The sequence below is a fragment of the Streptomyces sp. NPDC002004 genome, assembly GCF_053593975.1.
Genome location: NZ_JBSFDP010000007.1, coordinates 123406 through 140920 on the forward strand (window position 1 = coordinate 123406; position 17515 = coordinate 140920).

16 protein-coding genes are annotated in these 17515 nt (G+C 71.2%); 12 read left to right on the plus strand and 4 right to left on the minus strand.

Annotated elements, in window-relative coordinates; genetic code table 11:
- Position 1: 1 nt before the first annotated feature.
- The 6 genes from ACWCP6_RS14175 to pssA all read left to right on the plus strand — a co-directional run bounded on the left by ACWCP6_RS14175 (position 2) and on the right by pssA (position 6395).
- Positions 2-2029: a protein meaA gene (locus ACWCP6_RS14175; RefSeq protein ID WP_450932678.1), complete on the plus strand. Its 2028-nt coding sequence runs from the start codon at positions 2-4 to the stop codon at positions 2027-2029.
- Positions 2026-2997, plus strand: a complete 972-nt coding sequence (locus ACWCP6_RS14180) for an HpcH/HpaI aldolase/citrate lyase family protein (RefSeq protein ID WP_450932679.1) — start codon at positions 2026-2028, stop codon at positions 2995-2997. The genes ACWCP6_RS14175 and ACWCP6_RS14180 overlap by 4 nt, the downstream gene beginning before the upstream one ends.
- Before the next feature lie 6 nt (positions 2998-3003).
- The gene (locus tag ACWCP6_RS14185; RefSeq protein WP_450932680.1) at positions 3004-3516 is read left to right on the plus strand and encodes a MaoC family dehydratase; all 513 of its coding nucleotides are present in this window, start codon (positions 3004-3006) and stop codon (positions 3514-3516) included.
- A gap of 2 nt (positions 3517-3518) precedes the next feature.
- Entirely contained in the window at positions 3519-4724 is a 1206-nt protein-coding gene (locus tag ACWCP6_RS14190; RefSeq protein ID WP_450932681.1) for an acyl-CoA dehydrogenase family protein, read from the plus strand.
- Positions 4725-4894: 170 nt separating this feature from the next.
- A complete protein-coding gene (locus tag ACWCP6_RS14195; protein ID WP_450932682.1) occupies positions 4895-5551 on the plus strand; it encodes a phosphatidylserine decarboxylase in 657 nt (218 codons plus the stop codon).
- On the plus strand, positions 5538-6395 hold the full coding sequence (gene pssA, locus ACWCP6_RS14200) for a CDP-diacylglycerol--serine O-phosphatidyltransferase (RefSeq protein ID WP_450932683.1): 858 nt from the start codon (positions 5538-5540) through the stop codon (positions 6393-6395). Before ACWCP6_RS14195 ends, pssA begins: the two co-directional genes overlap by 14 nt.
- A 199-nt stretch (positions 6396-6594) precedes the next feature.
- Here pssA and ACWCP6_RS14205 read toward each other — a convergent pair whose 3' ends face one another.
- Positions 6595-7716, minus strand: coding sequence for a glycerate kinase (locus ACWCP6_RS14205; protein ID WP_450932822.1), 1122 nt, complete (start codon positions 7714-7716; stop codon positions 6595-6597).
- A 310-nt stretch (positions 7717-8026) separates the two neighbouring features.
- Here ACWCP6_RS14205 and ACWCP6_RS14210 point away from each other — a divergent pair, with 310 nt between their 5' ends.
- The 5 genes from ACWCP6_RS14210 to ACWCP6_RS14230 all read left to right on the plus strand — a co-directional run bounded on the left by ACWCP6_RS14210 (position 8027) and on the right by ACWCP6_RS14230 (position 12249).
- A complete protein-coding gene (locus tag ACWCP6_RS14210; protein WP_450932684.1) occupies positions 8027-9115 on the plus strand; it encodes an ADP-ribosylglycohydrolase family protein in 1089 nt (362 codons plus the stop codon).
- Positions 9116-9185: 70 nt separating this feature from the next.
- On the plus strand, positions 9186-9683 hold the full coding sequence (locus tag ACWCP6_RS14215) for an NUDIX domain-containing protein (RefSeq protein WP_450932685.1): 498 nt from the start codon (positions 9186-9188) through the stop codon (positions 9681-9683).
- 179 nt (positions 9684-9862) lie between these two features.
- Positions 9863-10597, plus strand: coding sequence for an SIR2 family NAD-dependent protein deacylase (locus ACWCP6_RS14220; RefSeq protein WP_450932686.1), 735 nt, complete (start codon positions 9863-9865; stop codon positions 10595-10597).
- A 64-nt stretch (positions 10598-10661) separates the two neighbouring features.
- Positions 10662-10973, plus strand: coding sequence for a hypothetical protein (locus ACWCP6_RS14225; protein ID WP_450932687.1), 312 nt, complete (start codon positions 10662-10664; stop codon positions 10971-10973).
- Between the two features lie 160 nt (positions 10974-11133).
- Complete coding sequence (locus ACWCP6_RS14230) at positions 11134-12249, plus strand: PP2C family protein-serine/threonine phosphatase (protein ID WP_450932688.1); 1116 nt, start codon at positions 11134-11136, stop codon at positions 12247-12249.
- 136 nt (positions 12250-12385) lie between these two features.
- On the opposite strand, the gene ACWCP6_RS14235 is transcribed toward ACWCP6_RS14230, so the two are convergent.
- The gene (locus ACWCP6_RS14235) at positions 12386-12877 is read right to left on the minus strand and encodes a methylated-DNA--[protein]-cysteine S-methyltransferase (RefSeq protein WP_450932689.1); all 492 of its coding nucleotides are present in this window, start codon (positions 12875-12877) and stop codon (positions 12386-12388) included.
- Positions 12878-12887: 10 nt separating this feature from the next.
- Positions 12888-14351, minus strand: a complete 1464-nt coding sequence (locus tag ACWCP6_RS14240; protein WP_450932690.1) for an AlkA N-terminal domain-containing protein — start codon at positions 14349-14351, stop codon at positions 12888-12890.
- A gap of 368 nt (positions 14352-14719) precedes the next feature.
- Here ACWCP6_RS14240 and ACWCP6_RS14245 point away from each other — a divergent pair, with 368 nt between their 5' ends.
- A complete protein-coding gene (locus tag ACWCP6_RS14245) occupies positions 14720-15502 on the plus strand; it encodes a COG4705 family protein (protein WP_450932691.1) in 783 nt (260 codons plus the stop codon).
- Between the two features lie 165 nt (positions 15503-15667).
- Here the strand turns inward: ACWCP6_RS14245 and ACWCP6_RS14250 are convergent, their stop codons facing one another.
- The gene (locus tag ACWCP6_RS14250) at positions 15668-17488 is read right to left on the minus strand and encodes a hypothetical protein (protein WP_450932692.1); all 1821 of its coding nucleotides are present in this window, start codon (positions 17486-17488) and stop codon (positions 15668-15670) included.
- Between the last annotated feature and the right edge of the window lie 27 nt (positions 17489-17515).

The window sequence follows — 17515 nt, forward strand, 5'->3', positions numbered from 1 at the left end:
GATGACAGAGCGCCAGAAGGACCGTCCGTGGCTCATGCGGACCTACGCCGGCCATTCGACCGCCGAGGCGTCCAACGAGCTCTACCGCCGTAACCTCGCCAAGGGGCAGACGGGCCTGTCGGTCGCCTTCGACCTGCCGACCCAGACCGGATACGACCCCGACCACATCCTCGCCCGCGGCGAGGTCGGCCGGGTCGGGGTTCCGGTCTCGCACCTCGGTGACATGCGGCGGCTGTTCCAGGACATACCCCTGGAGCAGATGAACACGTCGATGACCATCAACGCCACCGCCATGTGGCTGCTGGCGCTCTATCAGGTGGTCGCCGAGGAGCAGGGCGCCGACATCACCAAGCTCCAGGGGACGACGCAGAACGACATCGTCAAGGAGTACCTGTCGCGCGGGACGCACGTCTTCCCGCCCGGGCCCTCGCTGCGGCTGACCACCGACATGATCGCGTACACGGTCGCGCACATCCCCAAGTGGAACCCGATCAACATCTGCAGCTACCACCTCCAGGAGGCCGGCGCGACCCCGGTCCAGGAGATCGCGTACGCGATGTCGACGGCCATCGCGGTCCTGGACGCCGTCCGTGACTCCGGGCAGGTGCCCGCCGAGAAGTTCGGCGACGTCGTGGCCCGGATCTCCTTCTTCGTGAACGCGGGTGTCCGGTTCATCGAGGAGATGTGCAAGATGCGGGCGTTCGGCCGCATCTGGGACAAGGTCACCCGGGAGCGGTACGGCGTCGAGAACGCCAAGCAGCGCCGCTTCCGCTACGGCGTCCAGGTCAACTCCCTGGGCCTCACCGAGGCCCAGCCGGAGAACAACGTCCAGCGGATCGTGCTGGAGATGCTCGCGGTGACCCTGTCGAAGGACGCCCGCGCGCGTGCCGTGCAGCTGCCCGCCTGGAACGAGGCGCTGGGCCTGCCCCGGCCCTGGGACCAGCAGTGGTCGCTGCGCATCCAGCAGGTGCTCGCCCACGAGAGCGACCTGCTGGAGTACGAGGACATCTTCGCCGGGTCGCACGTCATCGAGGCCAAGGTCGAGTCCCTGGTCGCCGAGTCGCTCGCGGAGATCGAGCGGATCCAGGAGATGGGCGGCGCCATGGCCGCCGTCGAGTCCGGCTACCTGAAGTCGCAGCTCGTCTCCTCGCACGCGGAGCGCCGGGCGCGGATCGAGTCCGGCGAGGAAAAGATCATCGGGGTCAACGTCTTCGAGACCACCGAGCCGAACCCGCTGACCGCGGACCTCGACACGGCCATCCAGACCGTGGACCCGGAGGTCGAGACCCGGGTCGTCGAGGCCCTGCAGAAGTGGCGCGACACCCGCTACCAGCCGCCCTTCAACCACCCGCGCCCCTGCAAGGCGCTGGAGAAGCTGAAGGAGGCCGCGGCCGGTACGGGCAACCTGATGGCGGCCACCCTGGAGTGCGCCCGTGCCGGGGTGACCACCGGCGAGTGGGCGGGCGCCCTGCGGGAGGTGTTCGGCGAGTTCCGCGCCCCCACGGGTGTCTCGTCCGCGCCCGTCGCGGTCGCCGCCGAGGAGGGCACTCCGCTCGCCCGGGTCCGTGAGAAGGTGGCGCGGACCGCCGAGGACCTGGGCTCCGGCAAGCTCCGGCTGCTGGTCGGCAAGCCGGGCCTGGACGGTCACTCCAACGGCGCCGAGCAGATCGCCGTGCGGGCCCGCGACGCCGGGTTCGAGGTGGTCTACCAGGGCATCCGGCTCACGCCCGACGAGATCGTGGCGGCCGCGCTGGCCGAGGACGTGGACTGCGTGGGGCTGTCGATCCTCTCCGGCTCGCACGCCGCGCTGGTGCCGGACGTCCTGACACGACTGCGTACCGCCGGTGCCTCCGACATTCCGGTCGTCGTCGGCGGCATCATCCCCAACAGCGACGCCGAGGAACTGAAGCGGGCGGGTGTGGCCGCCGTCTTCACCCCCAAGGACTTCGGCATCACGGAGATCATCGGCCGTATCGTCGACGAGATCCGCACAGCGAACAAGCTCGACCCTCTGGAGGTCCCCGCATGACCACCCCCGCTCCCGTCAACCGGCTGCGCCCGCGTCGGTCCTGCCTCGCGGTCCCGGGCAGCAACCCTCGCTTCCTGGAGAAGGCCCAGGGCCTGCCGGCCGACCAGGTCTTCCTGGACCTGGAGGACGCGTGCGCGCCGCTGGCGAAGCCGGACGCCCGGCACAACATCGTCAAGGTGCTCAACGAGGGCGACTGGACCGGCAAGACCCGGGTCGTGCGCGTCAACGACTGGACCACCCACTGGACGTACCGTGACGTCATCACGGTGGTCGAGGGCGCCGGCCCGAACCTCGACTGCATCATGCTGCCGAAGGTGCAGGACGCCCAGCAGGTCGTCGCCCTCGACCTGCTGCTGACGCAGATCGAGAAGACGATGGGCTTCGAGGTCGGCAGGATCGGCATCGAGGCGCAGATCGAGAACGCCAAGGGCCTGGTCAACGTCGACGAGATCGCGGCGGCCTCGCCCCGTCTCGAGACGATCATCTTCGGCCCCGCCGACTTCATGGCGTCGATCAACATGAAGTCGCTGGTCGTCGGTGAGCAGCCCCCGGGCTACCCGGCGGACGCGTACCACTACATCCTGATGCGCATCCTGATGGCCGCCCGTACGCACGACCTCCAGGCGATCGACGGCCCGTACCTGCAGATCAAGAACATCGACGGGTACCGGGAGGTCGCCGGGCGCGCCGCGGCCCTCGGCTTCGACGGCAAGTGGGTGCTGCACCCGGGTCAGGTCGAGGCCGCCAACGAGGTGTTCTCGCCGTCCCAGGACGACTACGACCACGCCGAGCTGATCCTGGACGCGTACGAGTACTGCACGTCCGAGGCCGGCGGCAAGAAGGGCTCGGCGATGCTCGGCGACGAGATGATCGACGAGGCGAGCCGCAAGATGGCCCTGGTCATCGCCGGCAAGGGGCGTGCGGCGGGTATGACCCGTACGTCCAAGTTCGAGGCCCCGGAGGCGTAAGACACCATGCAGTTCGGCCGCACCTACGAAGAGTTCGAAGTCGGCGCCGTCTACAAGCACTGGCCCGGAAAGACGGTCACCGAGTACGACGACCACCTGTTCTGTCTGCTCACCATGAACCACCACCCCCTCCACATGGACACGAACTATGCGGAGAAGACGACGGACTTCGGCAGGAACGTCGTCGTGGGCAACTACATCTACTCGCTGCTGCTCGGCATGTCCGTGCCGGACGTGTCCGGCAAGGCGATCGCGAACCTCGAGATCGAGTCGCTGCGCCATGTGGCGCCGACCTTCCACGGCGACACCATCTACGGTGAGACGACGGTCCTCGACAAGACCCCGTCGAAGTCCAAGTCGGACCGGGGCATCGTCTACGTCGAGACCAAGGGCTACAAGCAGGACGGCACGCTCGTGTGCGTGTTCCGCCGCAAGGTGATGGTCCCCACCGAGACGTACATCAAGGAGCGCGGCGGCGAGCAGCCGGGCCGCCCGGAATTGAAGGCGCAGGAGAAGTAGCCATGAGCCGACTCGCCCAGACCCACGGTCTGACCGACATCCAGCAGGAGATCATCTCCACGGTCCGCGACTTCGTGGACAAGGAGATCATCCCGGTCGCGACCGAGCTGGAGCACCGCGACGAGTATCCGCAGGACATCGTCGACGGTCTGAAGGAACTCGGCGTCTTCGGCCTGATGATCCCCGAGGAGTTCGGGGGTCTGGGTGAGTCGCTTCTCACCTACGCGCTGTGCGTGGAGGAGATAGCGCGCGGCTGGATGTCCGTCTCCGGGATCATCAACACGCACTTCATCGTGGCGTACATGCTCAAGCAGCACGGCACCCAGGAGCAGAAGGAGTACTTCCTTCCGCGGATGGCGGCCGGCGAGGTGCGCGGTGCGTTCTCGATGTCGGAGCCGGGCCTCGGCTCGGATGTGTCGGCCATCACGTCGAAGGCGGTGAAGGACGGCGACGAGTACGTCCTGAACGGCCAGAAGATGTGGCTCACGAACGGCGGCACCTCGACGCTGGTGGCCGTTCTGGTCCGCAGTGACGAAGGCCACCCCGAGGGCACGGCCCCGCACAAGTCGATGACGACCTTCCTGGTCGAGAAGGAGCCCGGCTTCGGAGAGGTCCGTCCCGGCCTCACCATCCCCGGCAAGATCGACAAGATGGGCTACAAGGGTGTCGACACCACCGAGCTCATCATGGACGGACTGCGCATTCCGGCCAATCGTGTACTCGGCGGGGTCACCGGCCGAGGGTTTTACCAAATGATGGACGGCGTCGAGGTCGGTCGCGTCAATGTCGCGGCACGTGGCTGCGGCGTTGCCCAGCGTGCGTTCGAGCTGGGCGTCTCCTATGCCCAGCAACGTCATACTTTCGGCAAGCCGATCGCCCAGCACCAGGCCATCCAGTTCAAGCTGGCCGAAATGGCTACCAAGGTCGAGGCGGCCCATGCCATGATGGTGAACGCAGCGCGCAAAAAGGACTCCGGTGAGCGAAACGACCTCGAAGCAGGGATGGCGAAGTACCTCGCGTCCGAATACTGCAAGGAAGTCGTGGAGGATGCATTCCGGATCCACGGCGGCTACGGCTTCTCGAAGGAGTACGAGATCGAGCGCCTCTACCGCGAGGCCCCGATGCTGCTCATCGGCGAAGGTACCGCCGAGATCCAGAAAATGATCATCGGCCGTCGACTGCTCGAAGAGTATCGATTCCAGGGATAGATGCGTGTGTTTGGGGTGTTTTCTTCGAGAAGAAGATCACACCCCGTCAACACTCTTCGGCCGCCGACTCGGCTTCCTGGCTTGCCCAGTTGTGCCTCGCAACCGATACGATCGCCGAAAAGCCGCCGTCCCCCGTATGAGCGCGGCATCATCCGCTACGAAGGTCATCCATGCCCCACAGCCAAATCTCTGCACCACGCGACAGCCTCGCCGGCGTACGGCTCGCGCGCGGAGCATCGCCGTGGCTCCTGCCGACCGTCGCCACCGCAGCACTCAGCCTGGTCCGGGCGCGCCGCTCCGGCGCCGCCAAGGCCGTGGCCGTACCCGCCACCGCTCTCGCGGCGGGCATGCTGTGGTTCTTCCGCGACCCCGAGCGCGAGATCGCCCAGGGCCGGGTCATCTCCCCGGCCGACGGTGTGGTGCAGAGCATCATGCCGTGGAAGGACGGACGGACCCGCGTCGCGATCTTCATGAGCCCGCTCAACGTCCACGTCAACCGCGCCCCGCTCGCGGGCACGGTGACGTCGGTCGAGCACATCCCGGGCGGTTTCGTCCCGGCGTTCAACAAGGAGAGCGAGAACAACGAGCGCGTTGTCTGGCACTTCGACACCGAGCTCGGCGACATCGAGATGGTGCAGATCGCGGGTGCCGTGGCGCGCCGCATCGTGCCGTACCTCCCGCAGGGCAGCAAGGTGGAGCAGGGCGACCGGATCGGTCTGATCCGGTTCGGCTCCCGCGTCGACATCTACCTTCCCGAGGGGGTCGACGTCGCGGTCGAGGTCGGCCAGAAGACGGTGGCTGGGGTGACTCGAATTGACCGTGATTGATCCCGAGACCCAGGCCGGCTGGGTGCCGGAGGCCGACGAGGCGGGCGACGAGGCGGAGGAGATGCCGCTGTCACTGCGGCTCTCAATAGCGGACACGCTCACCCTCGGCAACGCCACGTGCGGCTTCATGGCGGTGTACTTCACCACCACCGGCATCCTGATCCCGCACCTCACGGGCAGTGACGAGTCGGGCATGGCCCGTCACAGCGCGGCCACCGCGGTCATCCTGATGCTGTGCGCCGCGGTCTTCGACCTGTTCGACGGGCTCGTGGCGCGCAAGCTGCGCAGCTCACCGATGGGCGCGGAGCTGGACAACCTCTCCGACCTCATCAGCTTCGGGCTCGCGCCCGCGTACTTCGTCCTCGTGTACGGCATGGTCGCCGACGACGCCCACCAGCGGGTGGCGGCGCTCGGCGCGATCGTGGTGCTGCTCGCCGTCGTGCTCAGACTCGCGCGGTTCTCCTGCGTGACCATGAAGGACGGCATGTTCCAGGGCATGCCGAGCCCGTTCGGAGCGCTCACGGTCGTCTCGATCGTGCTGCTGGAGCTGCCGTTCTTCGCGACGCTGCTGGCGATCGTCGGCACCGCGTGGCTGATGGTCAGCCGGGTCGAGTACCCGAAGCCGCGGGGGCGCCTCGCCGTCGCGATGCTCTCCTGGATCGTGCTCAGCATGGGCCTGCTGGCGGCGTGGGCGCTGGATGCGCCCGGTGGCCAGCTGCTGCTCCAGACCGGCTGCGCGCTGCAGCTCGTCCTCGGTGCGGTCATTCCGTTGTTCGCCACGGCCCGCCGGGTGAACAACTTCCGCGACAACCGCCGTGAGGCGCGGGCGGCCCAGCTGCCGTAGCCGCTCCCCGGCAACCACCTGTGGCCCGAGCCTTCGGAAGGCTCGGGCCACAGGTGCGTCCGGGGCCGGTGCCGCGGGCGCGCCCCGTGGGAAGGGTGGGCACTGCCCCGGTGCCGGGCGCCCGGACGGCAGGGATCCGCGGACGGAGCGCCGGTTCCGGGACAGGCACGGGGCCGGGGAGCCTCGCGACTGCGAAGGCCTACGCCAGGAAGTCCCGCGCGATCCGTTCCGCCACGCCTTCCAGGATCGGCCCCGCCTCGGCGATGCACCGGTCGACGTCGGGCTCGGCGTCCGTCAGGGCATAGGCACGCCGGATGCCGGCCTCGCGGAGGGCCTCGGCCGACAGGGCGAGCCGTCCGCAGACGGCCACGACGTCCTTGCCCGCGGCACGCGCCGCGGCGGCCACCCCGGCCGGAGCCTTCCCGTGGAGGGTCTGCTCGTCGAGGGACCCCTCACCGGTGATCACGAGACCGGCACGCTCGAGAGCGGGCGCGAAGCCCAGGACGTCGAGCATGACCTCGATGCCGGGCCGGAAGCTCGCACCGAGCCCCACGAGCGCGCCGTAGCCGATGCCGCCCGCCGCACCGGCACCCGGCGATGCGGCGTACTCGGCGGCCCCGGACCCGATCGTCCTCTCCAGGACGGCGGCGAAATGGGTGAGCGCGGCGTCCAGCGTCGCGACGTCCTCCGGTGTCGCGCCCTTCTGCGGGCCGTACACGGCGGGGGCGCCCTTCGGCCCGGTCAGCGGATTGTCGACATCGCTCGCGAGGACCAGCTCGACGTCCGCGAAACGGGGGTCCAGTCCGGACAGGTCGGCCGTGGCGAGGTCACGCAGCGGACCGCCGCCCGGACCGACCGGCGCACCACTGTCGTCCAGGAACCGCGCGCCGAGCGCGGCCAGCATCCCGGCGCCGCCGTCGGTCGTGGCGCTGCCGCCCACCCCGAAGACGACGGTACGGGCGCCCGCGTCCAGTGCGGCCCTGAGCAGTTCGCCGGAGCCGTAGGTGGTGGCGGTGAGCGGGGCGAAGACGCCCTCCGGGAGGAGCTGGAGGCCGGAGGCCTCGGCCATCTCCACGACAGCGGTGTCGCCGCGCAGTGCGTAGGCGGCCGTCACCTCGTTGCCGAGCGGCCCGGTGACCCGCACCTCACGCCGCTCGAAGCCCGCCGCGACGGCCGCGGCGACCGTACCGTCACCGCCGTCGGCCACCGGCAGCATGTCCACGGACAGGCCCGGGGCGACCCTGCGCAGACCGGCCGCCACATGCCCGGCGACCTGCACGGCCGTCAGCGACCCCTTGAACTTGTCCGCGGCGACGAGCACCCGGGGCCCCTGCCCCTGCCGCGCCGCCCCCTCCGGGCGCCCCGCCGTCGATGTGTTCGTCCCAGCAGCGTCTGCCACCTTGCATTCCCCTTGCTCTCCGGGCCTTGCTCACGTCAAGGCAGTCGCGCCGCTGCGACCTTAACCGGAGGAGGGGTCCCGTGCCCATGGCTGCTCTCATCGTGGTACGGACCGCGGGGAGGACGAACGCCGGCGTGCCCCGGCACGGAGGGCCCACCGGCGATCCGGACGATCGATCGTCCCGTGGCCGGGTGCCCTCGCGCGGGCCGGCGGAATTGGGTAGACCGAAGCCATGACCGCCATGACGACCACGCCCGCCGCGCCCCCTGCGGGCAGGGAGCTCGCCGACCGGATTCTCGGCGGCTGGCTCGGCCGGATCGCGGGCAACATGCTGGGCAAGCCGGTCGAGCGCGGCGACTACTGGACGCGCGAGCGCATCGACCGCTATCTGCGCCGGGCGGACGCCCTGCCGCTGACCGACTACCTCCCGGAGCCGCCCGGCCCGGCCGGTGAGTTCGAGCTGCGCCCCGAGTGGCGGCAGTGCGTGCGCGGCCGGATCCACGGCAGCTGCCGGGACGACGACGTGGACTACTCCGTTCTCGGTCTGCACCTGCTGGAAACGCACGGCTTCGGATTCAGCACCGAACAGGTCGGCGACCTGTGGCTGCTGCGGCTGCCGTACCTCCAGACGTTCACCGCGGAGCGTGCCACGTACCGGAATCTCGCGAACGGCCTCAAGCCGCCGCTCACGGCGACGTACGACAATCCGTACCAGGAGTGGATCGGCGCGCTGATCCGCGCGGACGTCTTCGGCTGGACCAGCCCCGGCGCGCCGCGCCGTGCGGCCTCGCTCGCCCGCCGTGACGCCGTCCTGTCGCACACCGGCAACGGCGTGTACGGGGCGATGTGGGCGGCCGCACTGGTGTCGGCGGCCTTCACCGCGGCCACGGTGCGCGACGCCGTCGAGACCGCCCTGGCCGTCGTCCCGGCGAGCAGCCGTCTCGCCCGGACGGTGCGCCGGGTGCTGGCGCTGCACGGCGCCGGGCTGGCCTGGGAGGGCACCCTGGACACGCTGGCCGAGGAGACCTCCGGGCTCGGCTGGATCCACACGATCCCGAATGCGGCGGTGCTCACCGCCGGGCTGCTGTACGGCGACGGCGACTTCACACGGACCATCGCGCTCACCGTGCGCGGTGGACTGGACACCGACTCGAACGGCGCGACGGCGGGGTCGGTCGCGGGCGTCCTGTGCGGGGCCCCCGCGATCCCCGTGCAGTGGACCGAGCCCCTTCAGGACACGGTCCGCAGCGCGGTGTTCGGCTTCGACGGGTCACGCATCAGTGAACTGGCCGCCCGGACGGTCACGTTGGCGCAGTCCTGACCGGTCGGTGGACGGCCGGTACGGCACGCTCGGGGGGCATGTCCCCGGTCCCGCTCGTTAGGCTGCGAGCGTGACCACTCTCGACTACGCCACGTACATCGCAGGACTCCCCCGCGTCCTCGTCGGCGCCGCCGCGCTCCTCCGGGACGCCGAGGGGCGCGTGCTGCTCGTCGAACCCAACTACCGCGACGGCTGGGCCCTGCCCGGAGGCACGGTCGAGTCGGACGACGGCGAGACACCACGCCAGGGTGCCCGGCGCGAGACCGTGGAGGAGATCGGGCTCGACGTGGAGCTCGGCCGGCTGCTCGCCGTCGACTGGGTCCCGGGCACGGCGCGGCCGCCGATCGTCGCCTATCTGTACGACGGCGGGGTCCTGGACACGGCACGGCTGGCCTCGATCCGGCTCCAGGAGGAGGAGCTCCTGTCATGGCGCATGGTGTCGCGCTCCGAGCTGCCGGACCATCTGCCGGACGCCCTGGGCCGACGCGTCCTCGCCGCGCTGGACGTGCTGGAGCAGGGCACGGGGACGGTCGAGCTGGAGAACGGGTACGCCACCCATCGGGCGTGACGGTCGCGGCCACGCGGAGGCCACGGCACCGGGCATGCCTGTCGCTGCCGGGCGCCACCGTCCCACCGGGCCTCCGTGCCGAACATCCGGGACGGTCCGGGCCCCTGGTGGCCCGCCCCTGGCACCACCCGCGCGAATTCCACTCGCGGCGCGTGCGAACCGCTCATTACGCTGCTGCCATGAGCAGGCCCCTCGTCGCGATCCTCAGCGGAGCAGGAATCTCCACGGACTCCGGGATTCCGGACTACCGCGGCCCGAACGGGCTCTGGCGGCGGGATCCCGGGGCCGAGAAGCTCGTCACCTACGAGTACTACATGAACGATCCCGAGGTCCGGCGGCGGTCGTGGCAGATGCGGCGGAAGAACCGGACGCTGAAGGCCGAGCCGAACTCCGCGCACCGGGCGGTGGCCGAACTGGAGCGGTCCGGTGTCCCCGTACGGGTGATCACGCAGAATGTCGACGGCCTGCACCAGCTCGCCGGCATGCCCGCCCGCAAGGTGCTGGAACTGCACGGCACGGCACGGAGCTTCCTGTGCACGCACTGCCATGCGCGCGGCCCGATGGAGGACGCGATCGCACGGGTCGAGGCAGGCGAGGACGACCCGCCGTGCCTGGAGTGCGGTGGCATCCTCAAGTCGGCCACGGTGATGTTCGGCGAGCGGCTCGACCCGGTGGTGCTGGGTGAGGCCGTGGCCATCACGAAGGCGTCCCATGTGTTCATCGCGGTCGGCAGCAGTCTCCAGGTGCAGCCCGCCGCCGGGCTCGCGGGCATGGCCGCCGACCACGGAGCACGACTCATCATCGTCAACGCCGAACCCACGCCGTACGACGAGCGTGCCGACCACGTCGTCCGCGAGCCGATCGGCGCCGCCCTGCCCGAGCTGCTGCGCCAACTCGCCGAGCAGAGCGCCTAGTACGGCGGCCTTCCGCCTACGGCGTTCATGTGCTCGTGCCGTACCTCCGAGGAACGCACTGCCGATGCCCCGCCCTTCCCGCACGGACGACGACCGCGGCTGCCTGCGGCTGGTCCTCGCCGTACCGCTCACCCTGCTCACCCTCATCGCCGCGTTCTGCTGCTGGGCGGCGCTCACCGTACGTCCGTCCGGTCCCTGGGACGACCAGGCCTACGCCGGCATCGTCCTGTCGTGCGTCCTCACCATGGGAGCCGCCGGTGCGGCGACGGCGGTGTGGCTGTTCCCATCGGTGCGACGGGTCATGGGGTGGGGGTGGGTGATCCCGGCCCTCTCGCTGGGAGTTGCCGCGGGGGTGCGCTGGGTGTTCCTCGGTTGAGAACCGCTGCCGGTTCGCCACCATGACGCGCCTGGGGAGCGCGTCCCGGCCACCCGGCCCCGGGCGCGACGCGCGCCGTCCCGAGGACGGGGTGGACGGAGCACACCGCCGCGTTCCGCACAGCGTGCACATGTTCACCAATCAGGCATACGTTGGTTAGATGCGGAATCGGGACGCGGTGGATCGATTCTCCACGAAGTGGCCCTGGTACGTCCCCTTCGTGCCGTCCGCCCTCTTCGTTGCCGGGGCCTTCTGGAACGTCGTGTCTCCGCGTGAGTACTGGGGCGACTACCTGCTGGGCGCCGCTGTGATCGCCGCAGGGGCACTGTGCTCGCTGCGGCACACGATCGCGATCGCGGCGGCCGTGATCCTGATCGAGCTGGTGCTGTTGATCAAGGACGGGTACCTCGGCCAGACAGCCGGCACCCTCGAACTGGTCAACGCGACGTTCACCGCGCTCGTCGGCATCGGCGTGAACAGGGTGATCGCCCGCCACGGGCGCCGTCTCCAGGTGGTCCGTTCCGTCGCGGAGGCCGCCCAGCGCGCGGTCCTGCCCGCGCCGCCGGCCCGTATCGGATCGTTGACCATCGCCGCCGTCTACAAGGCCGCACAGACCGAGGCACTGATCGGCGGGGACGCATACTCCGTGCAGGAAACGCCGTACGGCACCAGGCTGCTCATCGCCGATGTGCGGGGCAAGGGGCTGGGCGCGGTCGGCGCGGTGTCCGTGGTGCTGGGCGCGTTCCGGGAGGCGGCGGACCAGGCACCCGACCTGTTCGCGCTGGCCGAGCGTCTGGAACGCGCACTGCTCAAGGAAGCCGCACAGCGCGAGGAGGACATCCGGATGGAGGGGTTCGTCACCGCGCTGCTCGCAGAGATCACTCCGGCCGCCGATCACGTGCGGATGCTGAACTGCGGCCACCCCTCGCCGTATCTGTTCGAGGGCGACACGGTGTCCGAGCTGGATCCGGACGAGCCGGGCCTTCCCCTGGGCATGAGCGGCCTCGGAATGCCGCAGCCGGAACCCAAGGACTGGCCGTTCCCGGTCGGGGCCACCCTGCTGCTGATCACCGATGGAGTGACCGAGGCCCGGGACCGTTGCGGGACCTTCTACGAACCCGTGAGCCGGCTCGGCGGGCTGGGCCCCTTCGAGCAGCCGGACGAACTGGTCAAGACCCTGGTACGCGATGTCGAGCGCTGGACCGGCGCTCCGCGCGACGACGACATGGCGATCCTGGCCATCACCCGCTCCCCCGGTCCCCCGGTCGGTCCGTGAGCCCGCCGCAGCCACGCGGTACGGGGCTGCCGGGAGCGGCATGGCATACGGCGGCGGGACGGGGAGAGGCGGCCGAGAACGGCACGGCAAGGCCGGGAGCGCCGTGCCACGGGCGGCGCCCCCGGCCGGGCACACCTCAGAAGAGCGCGCTCCCGCCCTCGAAGTCGAGGAGGCGCTGCTTGCGCTCCAGGCCGCCGCCGTATCCCGTCAGACTGCCGTTCGCGCCGACCACACGGTGGCACGGGACGATGATGCCGATGGGGTTCTTGCCGTTGGCCAGGCCGACCGCACGGGACGCGCCGGGGCTGCCGAGGGCCTCGGCGAGCTCTCCGTAGCTACGGGTCTCGCCGTACGGGATGAGCCGGAGCTGCTCCCAGACGCGCTGCTGGAACGGTGTGCCGTCGAGCCGCAGCGTAAGGTCGAAGTGCTTCAACCCGCCCGCGAAATAGGCCTCCAGCTGCCTCACGGCCTCCGCGAAGGGCTCCTCGTCGGGGTTCGTCCGCGCCCCGAACGACTCCTCGGCCGGGCGGTGGCGCTGACCGGTCATGTAGAGCCCGGAGAGGATGCCGTCCGTGGCGACGAGGGTGAGCGTCCCGTAGGGGCTGGGGGTGACGGTGTGCTGTTTCATGGCGTGGTCCTCATACCGGCAGGAAGTTGATCGGGTGGTCGTCGGTCGCCCACAGGTACTGGACCGCGTAGGCCCGCCACGGCCGCCAGGCGGCAGCGCGGGCGGTGAGCGCGGCCGGCGTGGAGGGCAGGCCCAGCTCCTGGGCGGCGCGCCGCATGCCGAGGTCCGTGGGGACGAAGGCGTCCGGGTCGCCGAGGGCGCGCATCGCGATGACCTCGACGGTCCAGGGCCCGAAGCCGGGCAGGGCGGTGAGCTGGGCGCGGGCCTCGTCCCAGTCGCTCTCGGCGCCGAGCCGGAGCGTGCCTTCGGCGAGCCGGCGCACCAGCGTGGTGAGTGTGCCGCGGCGGCTGCGCGGCAGGGCGAGGGTGTCGGGGTCGAGTGCGGCGAGCGCGTCCGGGGCCGGGAAGAGGTGGGTGAGGCCGCCCTCGGCGTCCTCGATCCGCTCGCCGTGGGCTGCGACGAGCCGGGCGGCGTGGGTACGGGCGGCTGCCGTGGAGACCTGCTGGCCGAGCACCGCGCGCACCGCGAACTCGGCCTCGTCGACCGTGCGCGGCACCCGACGGCCGGGTGCCTTGTCGACGAGCGGTGTGAGCAGCGGATCGGTGCGCAGCTGGTCGTCGACGGCGACCGGGTCGGCGTCGAGGTCGAGGAGGCGGCGGCACCGGCTGATGGCGGTGGGCAGGTCCCGCAGGTCGGTGAGGCTCAGCCGGCAGCCGATGTGGTCGGGGGTGGGGGTGAGCGCGACGACCCCGTGGCCGTAGGCGAGCCGCAGGGTGCGCCGGTACGCGCCGTCGCGCCACTCCTCCACGCCCGGTACGCCGGTCGCTGCGAGGTGACCGAAGAGGTTGTCGGGGTTGAGCGGCGCGCGGAACGGCAGGCGGAGGCTCAGTGCTCCGGGGGAGCCGGTCGCCTTCGGGGCGCGGGTGCGCAGCTCGCTCGGCGAGAGCGCGAAGACGTCCCGCACGGTGTCGTTGAAGGTGCGGACGGAGGCGAATCCCGCGGCGAACGCGATCTCCGCCATCGGCAGCGCGGTCGTCTCGATGAGCAGGCGCGCCGTCTGGGCGCGCTGTGCGCGGGCGAGGGCGAGCGGGCCGGCCCCGAGCTCGGCGAGCAGCTGTCGCTCGACCTGGCGGGTGCTGTAGCCGAGCCGGGCGGCGAGGCCGGGTACGCCCTCGCGGTCGACGACGCCGTCGGCGATCAGCCGCATGGCGCGGGCGACCAGGTCGGCGCGCTGGTTCCACTCGGGCGAGCCGGGGCTGGTGTCGGGGCGGCAGCGCTTGCAGGCCCGGAAACCGGCCTGCTGACACGCCGCGGCACTCGGGTAGAACCGCATGTTCTCGGGCTTGGGCGGCACGACCGGGCAGCTGGGGCGGCAGTAGATCCCCGTGGTCACCACCGCGGTGAAGAACCAGCCGTCGAATCGGGCGTCCTTCGACTGAACGGCGCGCACGCAGCGCTCGGTGTCGGTGTGCATGGGACAAGCATCGAGCACCGGGCGGCCGGAAGCTGGCGAGAATCCGACATGAACCTCGCGCTGCCAGAACCTGCGTCCGGCCCTGCGACGGACGGGCCGGTCCACGGCCGGCTCGTCACCGCAGCCCGACGGGTGCCCCTCCCCCGCCCTTGTCCGCACCACCCGCACAGGGTCCGGGGCCCTGCCGGCGCGCGGGCACGGATTCCCTGCGGGGACTTCGATTCGTTTCCGCACACACGCCGCGATGCTCCCGCACAGGAAAATTCCATGCGAATTACCCTCAAGGAATTCACACCCCATTCTTACTTTTCGCCTCGCGTAGACAAGAATTAGGGAAGACCGATCCGGCTGTGCCATCCTTGCCGACCATGACGACAGGCCAACTCCAGCAGGGCCTGCCCATGGCGGCCCCTGCACGGAATGCACTGAGCAAAGTTCCGGAAGTCACGATCTACTTCTGGATCATCAAATTGCTGACAACAGGAATGGGCGAGACGCTCTCCGACTATCTGGCCCATGTGCTCGCCCCGGTGGTCGCGGTGGGCATCGCCGGCGTGATCCTGCTGGCCGCGCTGGTCGTGCAATTCGCCGTCCGGCGGTATGTGGCCTGGATCTACTGGACAGCCATCGTCATGGTGAGCGTCTTCGGCACGATGGCTGCCGATGTGCTCCACGTGGCGCTGGGCATCGCCTATCCGGACTCGACGGTCGCATTTCTTGTCGTACTGGGCGCGATATTCGGTATCTGGTACGCGAGCGAGAAAACCCTGTCCATCCACAGCATTCACACCAGGCGTCGTGAGAGTTTCTACTGGGCGACGGTACTCGCCACTTTCGCGCTCGGGACCGCGGCGGGCGACATGACGGCGGGAACTCTGGGACTGGGGTACCTCGGTTCGATCGTGCTGTTCGCCGTCGTGATGGCCGTGCCCGCCCTGGGGCACTGGAAGCTCGGCCTGGGTGCCATTCCGGCCTTCTGGTTCGCCTATGTCGTGACCCGTCCGCTCGGCGCCTCCATCGCGGACTGGATGGCGGTGTCACCCGCTCGCGGCGGCCTGGGGCTGGGCACGGGACCGGTCAGTCTCTCCTGGATGGTCGCGATCCTCGGCTTCGTCGGCTACGTGGCGGTCACCCGCAAGGACGTCGCCTGACCCGGACAGGCCTGCACGGTGCATGGCCGGGGTCCCGCCGACGCGGGGCCCCGGCCATTTTCTGCGTGCTCCCGGGTCCTTCGCGGCGGCGTCGGACTCGGGTGTTCACCGGCAGCGTCCGACCCGCGTGGAGGTGTGCCCGACGGGAGCGGAGACGTACCGGGCTCAGGGGCAGGCGTACCTGAAGGTGCCCCGCGCCTCGATGGGCTCGGCGCCGGAGCCCCCGCCCTTCCGGTGCAGGACCTGGAGGCGCGCGGTGCCGCGGAAGAGGCCCGGGCCACGGACCGTCCAGCGCAGGTGGACGGTGATCTCCGGACGGCCGCGGCGGGCGACGCGGACCAGTTCTCCCGAGGCCTGTCCGTCGCTGCGGAGCCAGCGGTAGGTCACGGGGCCGCCCCCGCCGTCGGTGGTGATGACGCCGATCACGTCGGCGGTCTGTCCGCAGTGCAATCGTGCGGCGGGCGCCCGGACTTCGGCGGCCTTGACGGCCGGTCCGGCATCCGGGCGCAGCAGCAGCCAGAGCACCACGGCGACGGCCGTCAGGGCCGCGGTCGCCGCGTACCGGGCGCGCCGTCGGCCACCGCGGGCCGGTGCGGGGGCGGGCGTCCGCCACAGCGCGCGGAGGGATTCCTGATCCCCGACGGGGACACCCGGGCCGAAGCGCAGCAGGATCTCCCCGTCGCCTCCGCCCTCCGGGGCCGCCGGTACGGGCACCGCGTCCGGGTCCGTGGTGCGGTTCCGTCGGCCGAGTACGGTGGCCTGCGCGTCGTCCGGGGCTGCGGGGCGCCCACCCCGGCGGCCCCGTCCAGGCACCGTGCTCTGCCCGTCCGGCGCGGCGGGGCGGGGGACGCGGTCGTCGCGCCCGGGCGCCTGCCCGCCCCGCACCGGGGCGGTGGCCTCGGGGGCCGGGATCGGAGCCGGGGCTTGAGCCGGAGCCGGGGGCAGGACCGGGTGCTGAGCCGGGACCGGGGCCTGGGCCGGAGCCTGAGCCGGGGCCGACGGCGGGACCGGCGCTTGAGCCGGGGCGGGGACCCGAGCCTGGGCCGGTGCCAGGGTCTGGGACGGGGCCCGAGACGCGGTTGCGGAGGGAGTCCGGGTCTTCGCCAGGGACACCGCGCCCCTGGGCTCCGGCGCTGCGAGGTCCGCAAACGCGGCGGCAGCCGCCACGCGCAGGGCGGTGCGCCGCAGGAAGTCGGCGGGCAGCGCCGCCCGCCCGGCGACCAGCGCTGCGCGGCCCGCGGCGAGGCCGTCGGACCGGGCGAGGGCGGAACAGCGGGCGAAAAGGCCGACTGCCGGGGTACCGGCGACCGCCCAGGCGCGGCCGAGCGTGTCGGCGAGGTCGGCCCATGCGGTGACGTCGTCGCGCAGGGCGGATCCGGCGGGCCCCGCCCTGCGGTCCCCCAGGGCGATGCTCGGCGCGGTCTCGGCGAGCAACGCCGTGCCGTCCGGGGCGATGACGACGCCGTCCGCGGTGAGCGATCCATGGGCCAGCCCGGCCGCGTGCAGGGCCAGCAGCGTCTGTGCGGTCTCGTTGAGTACGCTCGCGGCGCTCCCGGCGTCCGGACCCGCACCGCCCTCACCGCCTGCACCTGCCGATCCGTCCGCGACCGGGCCCGCATCTGCCGATCCGTCCGCGCCCGGGCCCGCACCAGACCCGCTCGCCTCCGGGCCCGCTCCGCCCGCGGCCAGCAGGTCCGCGAGGCTGGGCGCCGCCGGGCGGGCGGTGATCAGCCACACCTCCTCCGCCTCCGCGACGAGGTCCACCGTGCCCAGCACACCCGGGAGCCGGAGTTCGGCGACGGCGAGGACCGTGGCCGTCAGTCGCTCGCGTGCGCCCTCCGGCACGAGCAGGGCACGGTCGATCAGGAGCGCCCCGAGCGGTGGCTCGCCCACCCGGCCCGGGCCGAGCGCGTGCCGGGTGCCGCATCGCGTGCCGCGCGACCAGGCCGACAGAGGCCGCCCGGCGACCGTGGTGGCTGTCGTCATGTCGATCTGCTTTCCTCGGTGGGCCGT